The organism is Arthrobacter sp. G119Y2, assembly GCF_038069765.1.
Classification (GTDB): domain Bacteria; phylum Actinomycetota; class Actinomycetes; order Actinomycetales; family Micrococcaceae; genus Arthrobacter_B.
Genome location: NZ_JBBPFS010000003.1, coordinates 1 through 16,664, shown reverse-complemented (window position 1 = coordinate 16,664; position 16,664 = coordinate 1). Strand labels below are relative to the sequence as shown.

The window sequence follows — 16,664 nt, the reverse complement described above, 5'->3', positions numbered from 1 at the left end:
TGACCGGAGTTTTTTCATGACCGGCACCGACGGGCAGCAGCCCGGGCTCACCCACGTCCGTGAAGACGGCTCCGCGCACATGGTGGATGTCTCCGCCAAGACCGAAACCACGCGCGTCGCCACCGCCCAGGCACGGCTGCGGACCACCGCCGACGTCGTGAAGCTTCTCTCCGGGGGCGGCCTGCCCAAGGGGGACGCTTTGGCCGTCTCCCGTGTCGCCGGGATCATGGGGGCCAAGCAGACCTCCACCCTGATTCCGCTGTGCCACCCGCTGCCGCTGACCAAGGTAACCGTGGACTTTGAACCCGGGGACACCGACGTCGTCATCCTGGCCACCGTGAAAACCAAGGCAGTGACCGGTGTGGAGATGGAAGCCCTGACCGCGGCGTCCGTGGCTGCGCTGACCCTGTACGACATGATTAAAGCCGTGGACAAGCACGCGTCCATCACCGACATCCAGGTCCTCGCCAAATCCGGCGGCAAGAGCGGAGACTGGACACTGTGACTGAGAAGCCGCCGGCCCCGCACCAGCATCCCCGCCGTACTGCGGCCGTCCTGATTGCCTCCACCCGGGCAGCCCGGGGCGAGTACGAGGACGAGTGCGGGCCCTTGGCCTCGGACTGGCTCTACGCGCTGGGCTTCGACGTCGTGCTCGCCGAAGTGGTGCCCGACGGCGACGGCGTGGGGGAGTCGCTGCGCCGCATGCTCGCGCTTGAACCGGCGGTAATCCTCACCAGCGGCGGCACCGGGCTGAGTCCCGATGACTGCACGCCGGAGCAGACGCTGCCGCTGCTGGAACGTGAAGTTCCGGGAGTTATGGAAGCCCTGCGCGCAGACGGCCGCACCAAGACGCCGATGGCCGCCATCAGCCGCGGCCATGCGGGCACTGCAGGGCGGACGTTCGTCGTGAACCTTCCGGGTTCGCCCGGGGCGGTCGCGGACGGGCTCGCGGTGCTGGAACCGATAATTGGGCACATCTGCGGACAGCTGGAGGGACACCATGGACACTGAGCATGCAGGACCGGGCACAGGACCCGGCGGGGCCGCCTCCGTTGCCTCCGAAGTCGTGAATGCGACGGTCTCTGACCTGCCGCTGAACGCCGAGCACGCGCACAACGCGGCCTGGTCGCCGGAGTGCGGCGCGGTGGTCGGGTTCAGCGGGATTGTCCGCAACCACGACGGCGGCCGCGGTGTCGCCAGCCTCTCCTACAGCGCCCACCCCTCCGCCGAGCGGGTCATTGCCGACGTCGCGGCCGAGATTGCCGCAGCGCATGACGGCGTGCGGATCTGGGTCGGCCACCGCACCGGTCCGCTCGAGATCGGTGACGCCGCCCTGGTGGCCGCAGTGGGTGCTGCGCACCGCGGCGTCGCCTTCGCGGCCTGTTCCGAACTGGTGGACACGGTCAAGGCGCGGGTACCCATCTGGAAGGAACAGGGCTTCAGCGACGGGACGTCCGAGTGGGTGGGTGTCAGCGACGCCCCGCAGTGACCGGTAATCTGGGGGTATGACTGAGCAACTCGCCGTAGCGGTCCTCGGGGCCGGCGGCCGCATGGGATCCGAAGCCGTTAAAGCCGTCGAAGCGGCACCCGACCTGAAGCTGGTGGCCGCCCTCGGCCGCGGCGATTCGCTCGAAACACTTGTCTCCGCCGGTGCCCAATACGTGGTTGACCTGACCGTTCCCGACAGCAGTGAAGCAAACGTCCGCTTCGCCGTCGAGCACGGGATGCACGCCGTCGTCGGCACCACCGGATGGGACGCCGACCGGCTGGCCCGGCTCTCCGCCCTGCTGGAAGAACACCCCGGCACCGCGGTGCTGATCGCACCGAATTTTGCGCTGGGTTCGGTTCTGGCCTCGGCGTTTGCGGCGAAGGCCGCCCGGTATTTCGAGTCGGTGGAGGTTATTGAACTGCACCATCCGGACAAGATCGATGCGCCGTCGGGAACTGCCGTGCGCACCGCGCAGCTGATGGCCGAAGCCCGTGCGGAAGCGGGGGTGGCGCCCTCTCCGGACGCCACCGTCAAGGAAGTGCCCGGTGCCCGCGGCGCCGACATCGACGGCATCCGTGTCCACTCCGTCCGGCTGCGCGGGCTGGTGGCGCATCAGGAGGTGCTGCTGGGCGGCGCCGGCGAGCAGCTGACCATCCGCCACGATTCGTTTGACCGGGCATCCTTCATGCCCGGCGTCCTGCTGGGCCTGCGGGAAGCTGCTGCCCATCCGGGCCTGACCGTCGGACTCGACGGCTACCTCAACCTGAACGCCTAAGGAACACGTTGTCTTTTTTTACCGGGTTTTTCCGTAACAAGGCCAAGATCGGCGTCCTGCTGATCACCCTGCTGCTGGTGTTCTACATGGTGGTTGTGCTGCAGCGCGGCTGGACCCTGCTGTCCGCCGACGAACTCGGCGCGAAGGCCCTCGGAGCGGCGTACCTGGTGCTGCCGATTGTCGGGGCCTGGGCCCTGATCCGCGAGCTGCAGTTCGGCGGCCGGACGGAGAAGATGGCCCATATTCTCGCCGACGAAGGCGGACTGCCGGTGGACAACCTGCCGCGCACCCCCGCGGGCCGGATCATCCGGGACGCGGCCGACGCGGAGTTCCCCGCCTACCAGGCCGAGGTTGAAGCGGCGCCCCAGTCCTGGCGTGCCTGGTTCCGGCTCTCCTGCGCGTACGACGCCGCGGGGGACCGCAAGCGCGCCCGTGCCGCCATGCGCCGGGCCGGTAAGCTCTACTCCTCCTAGCCCCGAGATGGCAGCAGGTGTCCTTCTCAGCCCTGAGAAGGACACCTACTGCCATTTCGCAGGGGAGCAGCCCCTTATTTGCCGCTGAGGGACCCGTGCCGCGCCAGCTGCGAGGCTCCGTGGGTCACCGTCTCCAGCGGACCGCGTGATCCAAGCCGGGTGAAGGCGATGCCGATGCCGGCAGCCGCCACCGCAGAGATCCAGAACAGCCACACCGGCTCCGGCGGCACCGGCTGGGCATCGGTGACGGACATGATCCAGACATGCACGCTGTACAGCGTCAGCGTCATGGCTCCGGCAGCTGAGAGGGGCAGCAGCAGGTTCGGCCGTGCCCGGGTCAGCAGCAGGCATACCCCGACGACGGCGGCTGCGGTGCCCGCGGTATGCAGCAGATCCAGCGGGGTGCCCGAGTGCGGACCGCTCACCGCCAGCCACCACCATGACCCGGTCTGTTCCACTCCGGCGAGGTTGACCTCCATCATCCGGGCAAGGGGCCAGATGCGGCCGGAATTCGTTTCCAGCAGGGCCTCAAAGCCGCCCCGGTCCACCAGCAGGTAATAGCTCAGGAACTTCGCGCCGGCCGCAGCGGCAATACCGGCGGTCACCAGGCCAACCTGGACGGACACTTCGGAAAGCCGGAGCCGTCCGATCAGCAGCCCGATCAGCAGGTAACTCAGCCACTGCACCACCGGATAAAAGCCGGTGAAGAAGACATCCGCCAGCAGGGTTCCGGGTTGCAGGAAGGCCTCCCAGCTGACATTCGAGTCCAGTGTTGACGGCTCGACGGCCGAGTAGAGCCACGGGCGGACCAGATAGGCCAGGACCGGGGAGAGCAGCAGCCAGGCACCTGCCCACAATGCGAGCCGGGGCAACCGCATGCCCACAAAGGGCAGCGCCAGCAGGAACAGGACGCCGTAGTGGAACAGGATGATGGCAATGGAGGTGTCCAGCCCGCCGAGCGTCAGGCCGACCAGGGCGATAATCAGGGCCCGCACGGCGATGCCGCGCCGGTCCGCGGACAGTGCACGCCCGGACCGCGGCTGGCTGCCGCCGGTGAGCAGTGCCAGGCCGATCCCGGCCACCACCGCAAACAGTGCCGAAGAGCGCCCCGAGAGCACGAGGCCGGCCCAGGAGGGGTCTCCCGTCCGCTCGTCGTAAAGAGGGAATATATGGGTCGCCATCATGCCCAGAAGCGCTATGCCCCGGGCCGCATCGATGCCCGTAAGCCGCCGTCCGATCATGAACCGATCGTCTCACAGCACACGCCCGGGGCGCGCAGTGCCTTTCCGGCCCCCGGTGTGGCTCCCGCGTTGTCCCAACGGTGCAGGGAACGGGTAACGTTTTACCCATGGCTGATTCTGATATTCGTGCACTTCCGTTTGGAACCCTCGTCACCGCCATGGTGACACCGTTCACCGAGGACGGAGCCGTGGACTTCGACGCCACGGCAAAACTCGCCAACAAGCTCGTGGAAGACGGCTGCGACGGGCTGGTGGTTTCGGGAACCACGGGAGAAACCTCCACCCTGGAGGACAGCGAAAAGGAAGACCTGTTCCGGGTTGTGGCCGAAACCGTGGGCGGCCGCGCCAAGGTCATTGCCGGCACCGGGACCAACCACACCTCACACTCGGTGGAAATGGCCCGCCGCGCGCTCCGCGCCGGTGCCGACGCGCAGCTGGTCGTGACGCCGTATTACAACAAGCCGACTCAGGCCGGAGTCCTTGCGCACTTCGAAGCCGTCGCCGCCGCCACCGACCTGCCGATCATGATTTACGACATTCCGGGCCGCGCCGGCATTGCCATCTCCACGGACACCATGGTCCGCCTCGCCAACATTCCGGCCGTCACCGCCCTGAAGGACGCCAAGGCGGACTTCGCCGCGATCACTCAGGTGATCGCCAACACCACCCTTGACGTCTACGCCGGCGACGACGGCCTGACCCTGCCCTGGATGGCCGCCGGAGCCGTGGGCGTCGTCAGCGTTTCGGCCCACGTGGCCACGGCGCAATTCCGTGCGCTGGTGGATGCCGCGGCGGCGGGGGATTTCGCCACCGCCCGCCGGATCCACTTCGAACTGGACCCGGTGGTGCGCGCCGTCATGACCCATATTCCCGGGGCCGTCTCCGCCAAGCAGATCCTGAAGCTGCAGGGGACCATTCCCAGCGCCGCCGTCCGGCTGCCGCTGGTGGCGCCCGACGCCGTCGAAATGGAGACCGTCCTGACGGATCTGGCCGAGGCCGGATGGGACTTCTCCCGGACCCTTACGGAAGGCAAGGCCTAAAGCACCATGACTGAAACCGCAGTTCCCGCGCTCAGCACTCCGCCGGCCCTGGAGGAGGGCACCCTCCGGATCGTCCCCCTTGGCGGCCTCGGCGAGATCGGCCGCAACATGGCCGTGTTCGAAATCGACGGCAAACTGCTGATCGTGGACTGCGGTGTCCTCTTTCCGGAGGAAACCCAGCCGGGCGTGGACCTGATCCTGCCCGACTTCTCCTATATTGAGGACCGGCTCGACGACGTCGTGGGCGTAGTGCTCACGCACGGGCACGAAGACCACATTGGTGCGGTGCCGTACCTGCTGCGCCTGAAGAACGACATTCCCCTGATCGGCTCCCAGCTGACCCTGGCCCTGATCGAGGCCAAGCTGCAGGAACACCGGATCAAGCCGTTCACCTTTACCGTCACCGAGGGGCAGGTGGAACAGTTCGGGCCCTTCGAATGCGAGTTCGTGGCCGTGAACCACTCCATTCCGGACGCCCTGGCCGTGTTCATCCGGACCGCCGGCGGCACCGTGCTGCACACCGGGGACTTCAAGATGGACCAGCTTCCCCTCGACGGGCGGATCACGGATCTGCGGGCCTTCGCGCGGCTTGGCGAGGAGGGCGTGGACCTGTACATGGCCGACTCCACCAACGCCGACGTGCCCGGTTTCACCACCGCCGAGCGCGAAATCGGCCCCGTGCTGGAAACCCTCTTCGGCAAGGTGAAGAAGCGCATCATCGTGGCGTCCTTCTCCTCCCACATCCACCGCGTGCAGCAGGTGCTCGACGCCGCAGCGGCGCACAACCGCAAGGTGTGCTTCGTCGGCCGGTCGATGGTGCGCAACATGGCCATCGCAGAGAAGCTGGGATACCTGAATGTGCCCGCCGGGATCCTGGTGGACCTGAAAAACGTGGACGACATGCCCGATGACCGGCTGGTTCTGATGTCCACCGGTTCCCAGGGCGAGCCCATGGCCGCGCTCTCGCGCATGGCCAACGGCGACCACCGGATCCGCATCGGGCGGGGTGACACGGTGATCCTGGCCTCCTCGCTGATCCCGGGCAACGAAAACGCCGTTTTCCGGGTCATCAACGGCCTGATGAAGCTCGGCGCCGACGTCGTGCACAAGGGCAACGCCAAGATCCACGTCTCGGGCCACGCCTCCGCCGGGGAACTGCTCTACACCTACAACATCCTGCAGCCGAAAAACGCCATGCCCGTGCACGGCGAAACCCGGCACCTGATCGCCAACGGCAAGCTGGCCGAAGCCACCGGGGTCCCCGCGCAGAACGTGATCCTGGCCGACGACGGCACGGTGGTGGACCTGCGCGACGGCAAGGCCCGCGTGGTGGGTGCCGTGGAGTGCGGGTTTGTCTACGTGGACGGCTCCAGCGTCGGGGAGATCACCGACACCGACCTCAAGGACCGCGTCATCCTCGGCGAGGAAGGCTTCATCTCGGTCATCACCGTGGTCAACCGCAGCACGGGCACGATCGTTTCCGGTCCGGAAATCCATGCCCGCGGCTTCGCGGAAGACGACGCAGTGTTTGACGAAATCAAGCCCAAGATCAGCAAGGCGCTGGAGGAAGCGGTCACTTCCAACAAGGACCACACCACCTACCAGCTGCAGCAGGTGGTCCGCCGGGTTGTCGGCACCTGGGTCAACCGGCGCCTGCGCCGGCGTCCCATGATCGTCCCGGTGGTCCTCGAGGCCTAAGCCCCGCGGGCTCCGGCGCAGGCCGGGCAGGGGCGCAACAGGTATTCCCGGGGCCGGGCAGACCGCGTAAATCCGCGGCTTGCCCGGCCCCATCGGGTACCGTGGAGGCTATGGCCACTCGTACTTCCCCTGCCGCACGCGGCTCTGCTTCCGGCCGGAGCACCAGCCGGAACACCGGGGGCACCACAGGAAAATCCGCCGGCAAAACCCAGCCGCGGGGCAAGGCCACCGGCCGCTCCGGGGCAGGCGCAAAAGCGCAGGCCGACGCCGAGCAGGTGCCGCTGCCGCTGCGCGCCATCCAGGGGGCCTGGATGGGGATGGCCCGCCTGGCCGGCGCCGGAATCCGCAAGCTGGGCGCCGACGTCGTTCCCGACCGGGACGTCCGCCGCGACGGCACCGGCTTCTTCCTGATCCTCACCGCACTGGCCGTGGCCACGGTCGAGTGGTGGGCACTGCGCGGCCCGGTGGCGGACATCATCCATGCCGGCGCGGCCGGCACCTTCGGCTGGATGGCCGTCGTCGTTCCCTTCATGCTCCTGACCGGCGCCGTCCGGCTCTTCCGCTACCCCGAACGCCACCACGCCAACAGCCGCATCAGCATTGGCCTGGTCCTGGTCCTTTTCGCCGGTTCCGGCATCACGCACATAGTGGGCGGCTCGCCCGCACTCTCGGACGGCTTCGACCGGCTCTGGGCCTCCGGAGGCATTGTCGGCTTCCTGGTGGCCGGCCCGCTGTCCGCGGCGCTGACCACGTGGCCGGTGGCCATCCTGCTGGGGTTCCTGGTTTTCGTTGGCCTGCTCATCATCACGGCCACGCCGTTCCGTCACATCCCGCTGCGCCTGCGCGCCCTGTACGAACACCTGATGGGCCAGGACCTTGCCCCGGACGACCCCGAGGCGCACGACCAGAGCTACCTGTACGAGCGGGACCAGCGGGCCGCAAAGGCTGCCAAGACCCCGAAAAAGAAGTCGCGGATGTTCGGCCGCAATTCCGAAGCCGAGGACGATCTTCCCGCCGAAGGATTCGCCGGCGACGAGGCCTTCGAGCGTGCCGTCCTGGCCGACGAAGACGAGGAAGCCAGTGCCGCCGCCGCGGCGGCGGAACCGGCCATTCCGCCGGGCGTGCGCCGGCCCACCCGGTCCGAACTGGCAACCCAGAAGATCCGCCGCGCCCAGGGCCTGCCGGCCGGCGGGTTCGACGGCGCCGAGCCGCCCACCGAAGCCATCAGCATGGTTCCGGAAGCCGCCGCCGACCTGCCCGTCCCGGACGGACTGCCCCCGGTTCCCGCCGTGCCGCCGGTTCCGGCACGCACGGTCCGCAACCTCACCCCGGCCACGCCCATCCCGCAGCGCACCGAACAGCTGCAGCTCTCCGGCGACGTGACCTACACGCTGCCGCCCTCCGAGTTCCTGCCCGCCGGACCGCCGGCCAAGGAACGCTCCGAAGCCAACGACGCCGTCGTCGAGGCCCTGACCAACACGCTGGACCAGTTCAAGGTCGAAGCGCACGTCACCGGCTTCAGCCGCGGACCGACGGTCACACGCTACGAAATCGAGCTCTCACCGGGCACCAAGGTGGAGCGGGTCACCGCCCTGTCCAAGAACATTTCCTACGCCGTTGCGTCCTCGGACGTGCGCATCCTCTCGCCCATCCCGGGCAAGAGCGCCATCGGCATCGAAATCCCGAACGCGGACAAGGAAGTTGTTGCACTGGGAGACGTGCTGCGCTCCAACGCCGCCCGCAAGACCGAACATCCCATGGTCATGGGCGTGGGCAAGGACGTGGAGGGCGGCTTCGTGGTCGCCAACCTGGCCAAGATGCCCCACCTCCTGGTGGCCGGCGCCACCGGTGCCGGTAAGTCCTCGTTCGTAAACTCCATGATCACCTCCATCCTGATGCGCTCCACCCCGGATGAGGTACGCATGGTGATGGTGGACCCCAAGCGCGTGGAACTGACCGCGTATGAAGGGGTGCCGCACCTGATCACCCCGATCATCACCAACCCGAAGAAGGCCGCCGAGGCGCTGCAGTGGGTGGTCCGCGAAATGGACACCCGCTATGACGACCTGGCCAACTTCGGCTTCAAGCACATCGATGACTTCAACAAGGCCGTCAAGCTGGGCAAGGTCATTCCGCCGGCCGGCTCCAAGCGCGTTGTCCGGGCCTATCCGTACCTGCTGGTGATCGTCGATGAGCTCGCCGACCTGATGATGGTCGCGCCGCGCGACGTCGAAGACTCCATCGTTCGCATCACCCAGCTCGCCCGCGCTGCCGGCATCCACCTGGTCCTGGCTACGCAGCGTCCCTCCGTCGACGTCGTCACCGGCCTGATCAAGGCCAACGTGCCCTCGCGCATGGCGTTCGCAACCTCCTCGGTCACCGACTCACGCGTGGTCCTGGACCAGCCCGGTGCCGAAAAACTGCTGGGCCAGGGTGACGCACTGTTCCTGCCGATGGGCGCCAACAAGCCCATCCGCGTCCAGGGTGCCTGGGTGACTGAGTCGGAAATCCACCGCGTGGTGGAGCACGTCAAGGGCCAGCTCGGTGCCGTGTACCGCGACGACGTCACGGTCACCGCACCCAAGAAGCAGATCGAAGACGATATCGGCGACGACATGGACCTGCTGCTGCAGGCCACCGAACTTGTGGTCACCACGCAGTTCGGTTCCACGTCCATGCTCCAGCGCAAGCTGCGCGTCGGTTTCGCCAAGGCGGGCCGCCTGATGGACCTGCTGGAATCCCGCGGTGTCGTCGGGCCTTCCGAGGGCTCCAAGGCCCGCGACGTCATGGTGAAGCCGGACGATCTGGCCGCCACGCTGGCCGCGATCAGCGGGGGAGAGGCAGCCAACGGGCCCGGAGCTGCCGAGACGGCGGCGCTGGCCGAGAACGCCAACGTCAACCACGGCTTCGAGCCGGAGGGGCCGGTGGACCTTGTGGCCCAGGACCTGGAGAGCCGCAAGCAGTCCACCGAGTATTACGACCGCGATGCCGAGGGTGAGGAAGACGGTTCAGAGGACGCCTGGAATCTAACCGGGCGCTGATTCGGCGTTAGGCTGGAACAGTGAGCAACTCTTCTTCCGGGAATGTCCCCGTCCTGAACATCGCCAACGTGCTGACGGTCATCAGGATCCTGATGGTTCCGCTGTTTATCTGGCTGCTCCTGTCCGACGACGGGCGGGACGGACTGTACCGCTGGCTCGCGGTGGCGACTTTTGCAGTGGCCATCTACACTGACAAGCTCGACGGCGACCTGGCCCGCAGCCGCGGCCTGATCACCGACTTCGGCAAGATCGCCGATCCCATTGCGGACAAGCTGCTGATCGGGTCGGCACTGGTGATGCTGTCCGCGCTGGGCGAGCTGTGGTGGTGGGTAACCATCGTGATCCTGGTCCGCGAAATCGGCATTACCGTTCTCCGGTTCGTCGTGATCCGCTACGGCGTGATGGCAGCCTCCCGCGGCGGCAAGCTCAAGACGGTCGTTCAGACCCTGGCCATCTTCCTTCTGCTCCTGCCGCTGACCGCATGGCTGGGCGCCTGGGCCTGGTGGATCGGCGCAGTCGTTATGGCGGCCGCCGTCGTCATCACCGTGGTGACGGGGGTGGACTACATCATCCAGGCCGTGAAGCTGCGCCGCCGGGCCCTGCAGAATCCGGGCAGCCGGTGAGTTCGGCCGGCACCGCTGATGCGCCGGCAGTGGTAGCGGCCGCAGCCGCGGCGGGGCTTACGGTTGCTACCGCCGAGTCACTCACCGCCGGCCTGGTGGCTGCCGGACTGGGAGCCGTACCCGGAGCTTCCGCGGTGCTGCTCGGCGGTGTGGTCGCGTACGCCAACTTTGTGAAGAAAAAAGTCCTGGGGGTCGACGGCGACCTGCTGGCGACTGCGGGATCCGTCGACGCCGAGGTCGCCAAGCAGATGGCCGAGGGTGCACAGCGGGTCCTGGGGGCGGATATCGGTGTTGCGACCACAGGTGCTGCAGGCCCCGAACCGCATGACGGCAAGCCTGTGGGCTGCGTGTTTATCGCGGTGGCCGCTCCGGAGCGGACCACAGTCCGGGAATTTTTCTTTTCGGGGGACAGGGCAGCCATCCGAGGGCAGGCCTGCGACGAAGCACTGTCAATGCTTGCCCGGGTCCTTAGGGACAGACGTTAATAGGGCATCAGGAACGTGCGAACGGTGCCGGGAACAAAACCCGGCGGCGCTCAGTTGTTAGTATCAGGAACCGCCAAGGTTTCCGAACTACGATCTTTAGATAGCTGCGGTGAAGCCGCAGCCGGACCATATAAGGAGCAGGACGATACAGATGGTTAAGCAACCCGTATCCGTGAACGGCGTTATTCGCTGGCGGGATGTAGGGTTGGCGGAAGATGCACGCCGGGAGCCAAAGGAGCGCAAAATGGTTGTTCTTCGTCATGAAATTGGCGACGTACTGCGCGATGTCCGTCAGCGTCAGGGTCGTACCCTGCGCGAGGTCTCGCACAGCGCGCGCGTTTCCCTTGGCTACCTCAGCGAGGTGGAGCGGGGACAGAAGGAAGCCTCGTCGGAACTTCTCTCCTCGATCTGCACCGCGCTGGATGTGCCCCTGTCTCTGATGCTTCGTGAGGTCAGCGACCGGGTGGCGAGCGCAGAAGGCATCGCCATACCCGACACCGTTCCATCCGAATTCTCGCGCGAGTTTGCCCGCGAATTTCCGGATGACATGGCGCGGGATCTGGCCCGCACACCGTAGACCTACATCGGGCACGCCGCCGCACCAGGACGGCATGCCTCCGCATGATGAAAAAGACCCCGCCGGCAACGGCGGGGTCTTTTTTCATGCGCGGGCTCATCCGGACTAATCCGCCCCCGGGCCCGTTGGCCTGCCCGGATGCCGGAGGCGGATCCGCTCAGCGTTCCCGTGCGTAGGATTCGTTGAGTTTCGTCAGCAGCGATCCCAGCTGCACCAGCTCCTCGTCATCCCAGCCATCCAGCAGCGTGCGGAAGAGATCCTTGCGTGCTGCCTGGGTGCGGGCCAGCGCCTGAGCCCCGGCCGGAGTCAGGGAAATAGCCTGCGCCCGGCCGTCCTGGGGATCGGCATGCTTCTGCACAAGGCCGAGGCTCTCGAGCATGACGATCTGCCGGCTGATGGACGGTTTGCCGATGCCTATGCTGGCCGCGATGTCGGTCAGGCGCATGGCCTGTTGCTGCTGAAGCAGCAACAGCAGGCCGTAGGCTGCCGGCTCCATGTCCGGGTGCACCTCGCGCGCCACCTTGTGCGAATTGGACCGCGCACGGCGCCACAGCACGGAGAGGGCATGCTCCAGCGTCTCGATGGCGGCTTCATGCTGCCGGGGGCGGGGGGAGGATGCCTGCTCGGTCATGGTTCCATTCTAGGGCCCGGCACCTGCCGGGCCGATGGCGGGGGTGCCGACGGCGCCACGGTCCCGGGGCGGGGGCGTCCGCCCCGGAAGGCGCCGATTTCCTCCCGGGGATGGCGGGCGCCGTTCGCCGGTGCCGCGGCCGTGAGAAGATTAAGCGATGCGACTTAGTGATTTCTGGCGGCTGATGGACGACGAGTTTGGCCCGGCCTACTCCCGGGTGCTGGCCTCCGACCTGGTGCTGGGTTCCCTCGGCGGCAAGACCGCAGCCGAGGCACTCGGCGGCGGGATTGAGCCCAAGACAGTGTGGCTTGCGGTCTGCGATGTCCAGGACGTGCCGCCCGAACGCCGCCTGGGCCGGGATATCGCCCCCAAAAAGTAGCCGGCGCGCGGAAGGGAATAACGGACACGCCGGTGTTCGGAATTCGAATATCTGTTCGGGTGCGGATATGCTCCTACACAAGGGCAAAACGACCGCCAAACTACCCCTGATATCCCCACAGCAACCCGCTCCGCTGTTTTGTCAGTGCCGCCGCATATGGTCGTAGGTGAGCAGGACACCCGGCCTTCGGGCCAAGCAAAAATCAAACAACCGAGGTGAAGAATGGCAGCAGCAGTCGACCGCGCAAAGGCTCTTGAAGCAGCGCTGGCCCAGATCGATAAGCAGTACGGCAAGGGCTCGATCATGCGGCTCGGAGACGAGGTCCGTGCTCCGGCGGAGACCATCTCCACCAGTTCGATCGCCCTTGACCTCGCCCTCGGCATCGGAGGGCTTCCCCGCGGCCGCGTGGTGGAGATCTACGGTCCTGAATCCTCGGGTAAGACCACCCTGGCGCTTCACGTAGTGGCCAACGCACAGAAGAACGGCGGCATTGCCGCGTTCATTGACGCCGAGCACGCCCTGGACCCGATTTACGCCGCCCGTCTCGGCGTCGACACGGACTCCCTCCTGGTCTCCCAGCCGGACACCGGCGAGCAGGCGCTGGAAATCATGGACATGCTGATTGGCTCCGGATCCGTTGACGTGGTCGTCATTGACTCCGTGGCAGCCCTGGTGCCCCGGGCGGAAATCGAAGGCGACATGGGCGACAGCCACGTGGGCCTTCAGGCACGGCTTATGAGCCAGGCCCTCCGGAAGATTGCCGGACGCCTGAGCCACACCAACACCACCGCCATCTTCATCAACCAGCTTCGCGAGAAGATCGGCGTCATGTTCGGCAGCCCGGAAACCACCACCGGCGGCAAGGCGCTGAAGTTCTACGCCTCCGTGCGCATCGACGTCCGACGGATTGAAACGCTCAAGGAGGGTACGGTGCCTGTCGGTAACCGCACCCGTGCCAAGATCGTCAAGAACAAGATGGCCCCGCCGTTCAAGCAGGCCGAGTTCGACATCATCTACGGCACCGGCATCTCCCGCGAGGGCGGGCTGATCGACATGGGCGTGGAGCACGGCTTCGTGAAGAAGTCCGGCGCCTGGTTCACCTACGACGGCGACCAGCTGGGCCAGGGCAAGGAGAACGCCCGCAAGTTCCTGCGGGATAATCCCGAGCTGACCGATGAACTGGAACGCCGCCTGCGCGAAAAGCTGGGCATTGACGGTCCCGCCGAAGAAGCTCCGGCCGACCCGAAGAAACTCAAGGCCGTTCCGAAGGACGCCTAGGCCGCCATGCAGCAGCACAACAGCGGGTTTCCCGGTACGGAAAGTCATTCCGGGGAACCCGTTGCCGTGCAGCCGGGGGAGCGGGAACGCGATCCCTACGGCACGGCCCGTAACATTGTCCTGCGCCAGCTGACCAGCGCACCGAAAAGCCGCCGCCAGCTCGCGGTGAAGCTGGCTGAGAAGGACATCCCCCATGACGTCATCGAAGCGGTGCTGGACCGCTTTGAGGAAGTTCAGCTTATTGATGACGCTGAATTCGCCCGCATGTGGGTGGCCAGCCGGTCCCGGACAAAGTCGCTCGCCAGAAGTGCGCTGAAGCGTGAACTCTCTGAGAAGGGAATCACCGGCGACTTGGCCGAGGAGGCGCTCGAACAGGTCAGCGACGAGGACGAACTGGAATCAGCGCGCGCCCTGGCCGGCCGCAAGCTCCAGCACTCCGTTGACCTGACGGACCGGGCCGCCCGTGACAAACAGGCGAGGCGTCTGGTGTCCATGCTGGCACGCAAGGGATATTCCCCGTCGGTGGGCTATCGGGTGGTCAACGAGGTCATCGGTGAGGTGCTTGAGCAGCAGCCCGAAGACGATTGGTAGAACCGTAGGGATAATCCGCCGTGTGGCGTAGGCTAAACCCCGATGTTGTCAATGTTGCTGCCGGGGAAGAAGTTAAGTCTTGTTTCCTGGGGATCCGTGATGCTGACCGGGGTGCTCGCCGCCGCGGTCCTCACTGCCGTGCCCGCCGATGCGGCAGACTTTCCTTCCTGGGAAGAGGTGGAACAGGCCAAGGCGAGCGTGGCAGCCACGGAAGGGCAGTCCGCCGAGATAGAAGCACTTCTGGGGGAACTGTCCGGCGACGCGGGGCGCCTGGGAAACACGGCGGTGCAGGCCTCTGCGGATCATCAGAGGGCCGCGGCGGAAGCTGAAACCACCAAAAGGGCCCTCGAAGTCCTCTCCGTTCAACGGGCCCAAGCAGCGGCATCGGCGCGCGGGCTTTCCGATCAGATGGGAGCCCTGGCGGCGCAGACCTACAAAACCGGCGGCATGGACTCCAGCCTGCTGATGCTCCTGGATGCAGATGCGGCAGTGGGCGCCATGGACCGCCTCACCACCCTGCAGGGAATAAGCGGGCGCACCGGCCAGCTGCAGGCTGAAGCCGCGGCTGCCGCCAATGTGCTGCGCAGCCTTGAAGACCGCGAGGCTGCGGCAGGGGAAGCCCGGGAGGAAGCCGCCGCCAAATCGCTGCAGCTGGCCCGTGATGCCGAAGCCGCCGCGGCCGCCGCCGACGCCGCGGTCCGGGAACAGGAAGAGCGCAGCGCGGTCCTGTTGGCGCAGCTCGCAGCCCTGCGGAACACGAGCGTTCAGCTCGAAGAGGAGCGGTTGCGCGGGCTGCAGGCCGAGGAGGACTACCGCGAGCAGCAGGTAGCACGGGAAGCCGAAGAAGCCGCACGCGAGGCAGACCGGCAGAGGGAAAACGACTCCGGGAACCGCGGGGGAATCACTCCGCCGCCGGTGGAAACGGGACCCGCTCCGGTGATAATTCCCACACCCGCTCCCCAAGTCCCACAGCCCAAACCTGCCCCTCCAGTCCCACCTGTCTCTCCGGCACCGCCAGCCCCGCAGCCTCCGCCCGCGCCCGCTCCCGGTCCCATCGATGATCCGGCCGGTGCCCAGGCCTATGCAGCCGGCCGGTTGGGAGCCTTTGGGTGGGGGCAGGACCAGCAGCGTTGCTTGGCCAACCTGTGGCAGCGTGAGTCGGGCTGGCGAACCAGCGCCAACAACCCGTACAGCGGCGCCTACGGCATCCCGCAGTCATTGCCCGGAGACAAGATGGCCACCGCCGGGGCCGACTGGCGGACCAGTTACCGGACCCAGATTGAGTGGGGTCTGGGATACATTGCAGCACGCTACGGCAGCCCCTGTGCGGCGTGGCAGCATTCCGAGGATGTGAACTGGTACTAACAGGGCCGGGTCATTAAAGCGTGACGCAACACGCCTGTCAACCAGATCGTTACGAAGCTGAGACCGCGGCCAGAATCCGCCGGTAGGGTCTCGGTCCTATGACTTCCTCCCACAAGAACGCCCCCGGGCGACGCGAAATTACCCAGGAACGCCGGCGCTCCCGCCGCACCCGCCAGCTCCGCGTCGGGGCCGTGGCTGCTGCCGGAGCTCTGGTCTTCTTCGGTGTTGCAGGGGCTTCCGTGCAAAACGACCAGCTGCGCGCAGGTCTCGTGAGCCTGGCTTCGCCGATCTCCGGCGCAACCTCGGATGACAGCTCCGATCAGACCCCTGCACCTACGGAGACGGCCGGGCCGGGAGACGAGTCCGGGGCCGGGGCGGAAGCGGAAGCCGCGGCAGAGGCGAAGGCCTCCGAAGAGAACCGGGCGGCCGACGATGACCGCGCAGCGGAAGAAGCGCGGGTGGCTGAGGCAGCCGCGGCTGAAGAAGCACGGGTTGCGGAAGCGGCTGCCGCGGAAGCGAAGGCCGCAGAAGATCAGGCCCGCGCGGCGGCCGAGCAGGAAGCAGCAGCTCAGGCTGCGGCTGATGCGGCTGCTGCTGCCCGTGCCGCCGAGGAGGCCGCTGCCGCTGAAGCCGCCGCAGCCTCCGTACCCGTGGATGATCCTGCCGGTGCCAAGGCTTACGCTGCCTCGGCCCTTGCCGGCCACGGCTGGGCCGCGTCGGAAATGACCTGCCTGAACACGCTCTGGGAGAAGGAGTCCAACTGGATGACCAGTGCGACCAACGCCAGCAGCGGTGCCTACGGCATTGTCCAGTCGCTTCCGGCTGAAAAAATGGCATCCTCGGGACCGGACTATCTGACCAACTACAAAACGCAGATCAACTGGGGCCTGGGCTACATAGAGTCCCGCTACGGAAGCCCCTGCGGTGCACTGAACTTCCACTACGCCAACAACTGGTACTAGACCTGCACACAGAAGG

General features: G+C 66.7%; 18 protein-coding genes. 16 read left to right on the top strand and 2 right to left on the bottom strand.

All coding sequences use genetic code 11. From position 1 onward, the window contains the following. Positions 1-16 precede the first annotated feature (16 nt). Genes moaC through WKB88_RS06670 form a run of 5 tightly spaced genes read left to right on the top strand, consistent with a single transcriptional unit; the run spans position 17 to position 2,737 of the window. On the top strand, positions 17-505 hold the full coding sequence (gene moaC / locus WKB88_RS06690) for a cyclic pyranopterin monophosphate synthase MoaC (protein ID WP_341393770.1): 489 nt from the start codon (positions 17-19) through the stop codon (positions 503-505). Then, positions 502-1,011 (top strand): MogA/MoaB family molybdenum cofactor biosynthesis protein, encoded by a 510-nt coding sequence (locus WKB88_RS06685; RefSeq protein ID WP_445818880.1) that lies wholly within the window; start codon positions 502-504, stop codon positions 1,009-1,011. The genes moaC and WKB88_RS06685 overlap by 4 nt, the downstream gene beginning before the upstream one ends. Next, positions 1,001-1,489: a molybdenum cofactor biosynthesis protein MoaE gene (locus WKB88_RS06680; RefSeq protein ID WP_341393769.1), complete on the top strand. Its 489-nt coding sequence runs from the start codon at positions 1,001-1,003 to the stop codon at positions 1,487-1,489. The genes WKB88_RS06685 and WKB88_RS06680 overlap by 11 nt, the downstream gene beginning before the upstream one ends. Before the next feature lie 16 nt (positions 1,490-1,505). Then, positions 1,506-2,264: a 4-hydroxy-tetrahydrodipicolinate reductase gene (gene dapB, locus WKB88_RS06675; protein ID WP_341393768.1), complete on the top strand. Its 759-nt coding sequence runs from the start codon at positions 1,506-1,508 to the stop codon at positions 2,262-2,264. A gap of 8 nt (positions 2,265-2,272) precedes the next feature. After that, positions 2,273-2,737, top strand: a complete 465-nt coding sequence (locus tag WKB88_RS06670; RefSeq protein ID WP_341393767.1) for a hypothetical protein — start codon at positions 2,273-2,275, stop codon at positions 2,735-2,737. A 74-nt stretch (positions 2,738-2,811) separates the two neighbouring features. Here the strand turns inward: WKB88_RS06670 and WKB88_RS06665 are convergent, their stop codons facing one another. After that, positions 2,812-3,978 carry a heparan-alpha-glucosaminide N-acetyltransferase domain-containing protein gene (locus WKB88_RS06665; protein WP_341393766.1) on the bottom strand — a complete coding sequence of 389 codons (1,167 nt, stop codon included), beginning with the start codon at positions 3,976-3,978 and terminating at the stop codon, positions 2,812-2,814. Between the two features lie 107 nt (positions 3,979-4,085). On the opposite strand from WKB88_RS06665, the gene dapA reads away from it, so the two are divergent. From dapA to WKB88_RS06635, 6 genes are all read left to right on the top strand, one after another. Continuing rightward, positions 4,086-5,018, top strand: a complete 933-nt coding sequence (dapA, locus tag WKB88_RS06660; protein WP_341393765.1) for a 4-hydroxy-tetrahydrodipicolinate synthase — start codon at positions 4,086-4,088, stop codon at positions 5,016-5,018. A gap of 6 nt (positions 5,019-5,024) precedes the next feature. After that, on the top strand, positions 5,025-6,716 hold the full coding sequence (locus WKB88_RS06655; protein ID WP_341393764.1) for a ribonuclease J: 1,692 nt from the start codon (positions 5,025-5,027) through the stop codon (positions 6,714-6,716). A gap of 110 nt (positions 6,717-6,826) precedes the next feature. Beyond that, positions 6,827-9,757 (top strand): FtsK/SpoIIIE family DNA translocase, encoded by a 2,931-nt coding sequence (locus WKB88_RS06650; protein WP_341393763.1) that lies wholly within the window; start codon positions 6,827-6,829, stop codon positions 9,755-9,757. A 20-nt stretch (positions 9,758-9,777) separates the two neighbouring features. Beyond that, positions 9,778-10,380 carry a CDP-diacylglycerol--glycerol-3-phosphate 3-phosphatidyltransferase gene (pgsA, locus tag WKB88_RS06645; protein WP_341393762.1) on the top strand — a complete coding sequence of 201 codons (603 nt, stop codon included), beginning with the start codon at positions 9,778-9,780 and terminating at the stop codon, positions 10,378-10,380. Then, positions 10,377-10,865, top strand: a complete 489-nt coding sequence (locus tag WKB88_RS06640; RefSeq protein ID WP_341393761.1) for a CinA family protein — start codon at positions 10,377-10,379, stop codon at positions 10,863-10,865. The genes pgsA and WKB88_RS06640 overlap by 4 nt, the downstream gene beginning before the upstream one ends. Before the next feature lie 151 nt (positions 10,866-11,016). Further along, complete coding sequence (locus WKB88_RS06635; RefSeq protein ID WP_329609235.1) at positions 11,017-11,442, top strand: helix-turn-helix domain-containing protein; 426 nt, start codon at positions 11,017-11,019, stop codon at positions 11,440-11,442. A gap of 157 nt (positions 11,443-11,599) precedes the next feature. Here WKB88_RS06635 and WKB88_RS06630 read toward each other — a convergent pair whose 3' ends face one another. Further along, complete coding sequence (locus WKB88_RS06630; RefSeq protein ID WP_341393760.1) at positions 11,600-12,073, bottom strand: MarR family winged helix-turn-helix transcriptional regulator; 474 nt, start codon at positions 12,071-12,073, stop codon at positions 11,600-11,602. A 157-nt stretch (positions 12,074-12,230) separates the two neighbouring features. Here WKB88_RS06630 and WKB88_RS06625 point away from each other — a divergent pair, with 157 nt between their 5' ends. The 5 genes from WKB88_RS06625 (at position 12,231) to WKB88_RS06605 (ending at position 16,648) form a co-directional block, all read left to right on the top strand. After that, positions 12,231-12,452, top strand: coding sequence for a DUF3046 domain-containing protein (locus WKB88_RS06625; protein ID WP_341393759.1), 222 nt, complete (start codon positions 12,231-12,233; stop codon positions 12,450-12,452). A 222-nt stretch (positions 12,453-12,674) separates the two neighbouring features. Continuing rightward, on the top strand, positions 12,675-13,730 hold the full coding sequence (gene recA, locus WKB88_RS06620) for a recombinase RecA (protein ID WP_341393758.1): 1,056 nt from the start codon (positions 12,675-12,677) through the stop codon (positions 13,728-13,730). A gap of 6 nt (positions 13,731-13,736) precedes the next feature. Next, entirely contained in the window at positions 13,737-14,321 is a 585-nt protein-coding gene (locus WKB88_RS06615) for a regulatory protein RecX (protein ID WP_341393757.1), read from the top strand. A gap of 99 nt (positions 14,322-14,420) precedes the next feature. Beyond that, the gene (locus tag WKB88_RS06610; protein ID WP_341393756.1) at positions 14,421-15,686 is read left to right on the top strand and encodes a lytic transglycosylase domain-containing protein; all 1,266 of its coding nucleotides are present in this window, start codon (positions 14,421-14,423) and stop codon (positions 15,684-15,686) included. A gap of 98 nt (positions 15,687-15,784) precedes the next feature. Continuing rightward, positions 15,785-16,648: a hypothetical protein gene (locus WKB88_RS06605; RefSeq protein WP_341393755.1), complete on the top strand. Its 864-nt coding sequence runs from the start codon at positions 15,785-15,787 to the stop codon at positions 16,646-16,648. Positions 16,649-16,664: the final 16 nt, after the last annotated feature.

Coding starts and splice junctions, on each gene's coding strand:
- WKB88_RS06605 (WP_341393755.1), top strand. CDS start 15,785: ATGACTTCCTCCCACAAGAACGCCCCCGGGCGACGCGAAATTACCCAG.
- WKB88_RS06630 (WP_341393760.1), bottom strand. CDS start 12,073: ATGACCGAGCAGGCATCCTCCCCCCGCCCCCGGCAGCATGAAGCCGCC.
- WKB88_RS06610 (WP_341393756.1), top strand. CDS start 14,421: ATGCTGACCGGGGTGCTCGCCGCCGCGGTCCTCACTGCCGTGCCCGCC.
- dapB (WP_341393768.1), top strand. CDS start 1,506: ATGACTGAGCAACTCGCCGTAGCGGTCCTCGGGGCCGGCGGCCGCATG.
- WKB88_RS06650 (WP_341393763.1), top strand. CDS start 6,827: ATGGCCACTCGTACTTCCCCTGCCGCACGCGGCTCTGCTTCCGGCCGG.
- WKB88_RS06615 (WP_341393757.1), top strand. CDS start 13,737: ATGCAGCAGCACAACAGCGGGTTTCCCGGTACGGAAAGTCATTCCGGG.
- WKB88_RS06635 (WP_329609235.1), top strand. CDS start 11,017: ATGGTTAAGCAACCCGTATCCGTGAACGGCGTTATTCGCTGGCGGGAT.
- WKB88_RS06655 (WP_341393764.1), top strand. CDS start 5,025: ATGACTGAAACCGCAGTTCCCGCGCTCAGCACTCCGCCGGCCCTGGAG.
- WKB88_RS06680 (WP_341393769.1), top strand. CDS start 1,001: ATGGACACTGAGCATGCAGGACCGGGCACAGGACCCGGCGGGGCCGCC.
- moaC (WP_341393770.1), top strand. CDS start 17: ATGACCGGCACCGACGGGCAGCAGCCCGGGCTCACCCACGTCCGTGAA.
- dapA (WP_341393765.1), top strand. CDS start 4,086: ATGGCTGATTCTGATATTCGTGCACTTCCGTTTGGAACCCTCGTCACC.
- WKB88_RS06665 (WP_341393766.1), bottom strand. CDS start 3,978: ATGATCGGACGGCGGCTTACGGGCATCGATGCGGCCCGGGGCATAGCG.
- WKB88_RS06625 (WP_341393759.1), top strand. CDS start 12,231: ATGCGACTTAGTGATTTCTGGCGGCTGATGGACGACGAGTTTGGCCCG.
- recA (WP_341393758.1), top strand. CDS start 12,675: ATGGCAGCAGCAGTCGACCGCGCAAAGGCTCTTGAAGCAGCGCTGGCC.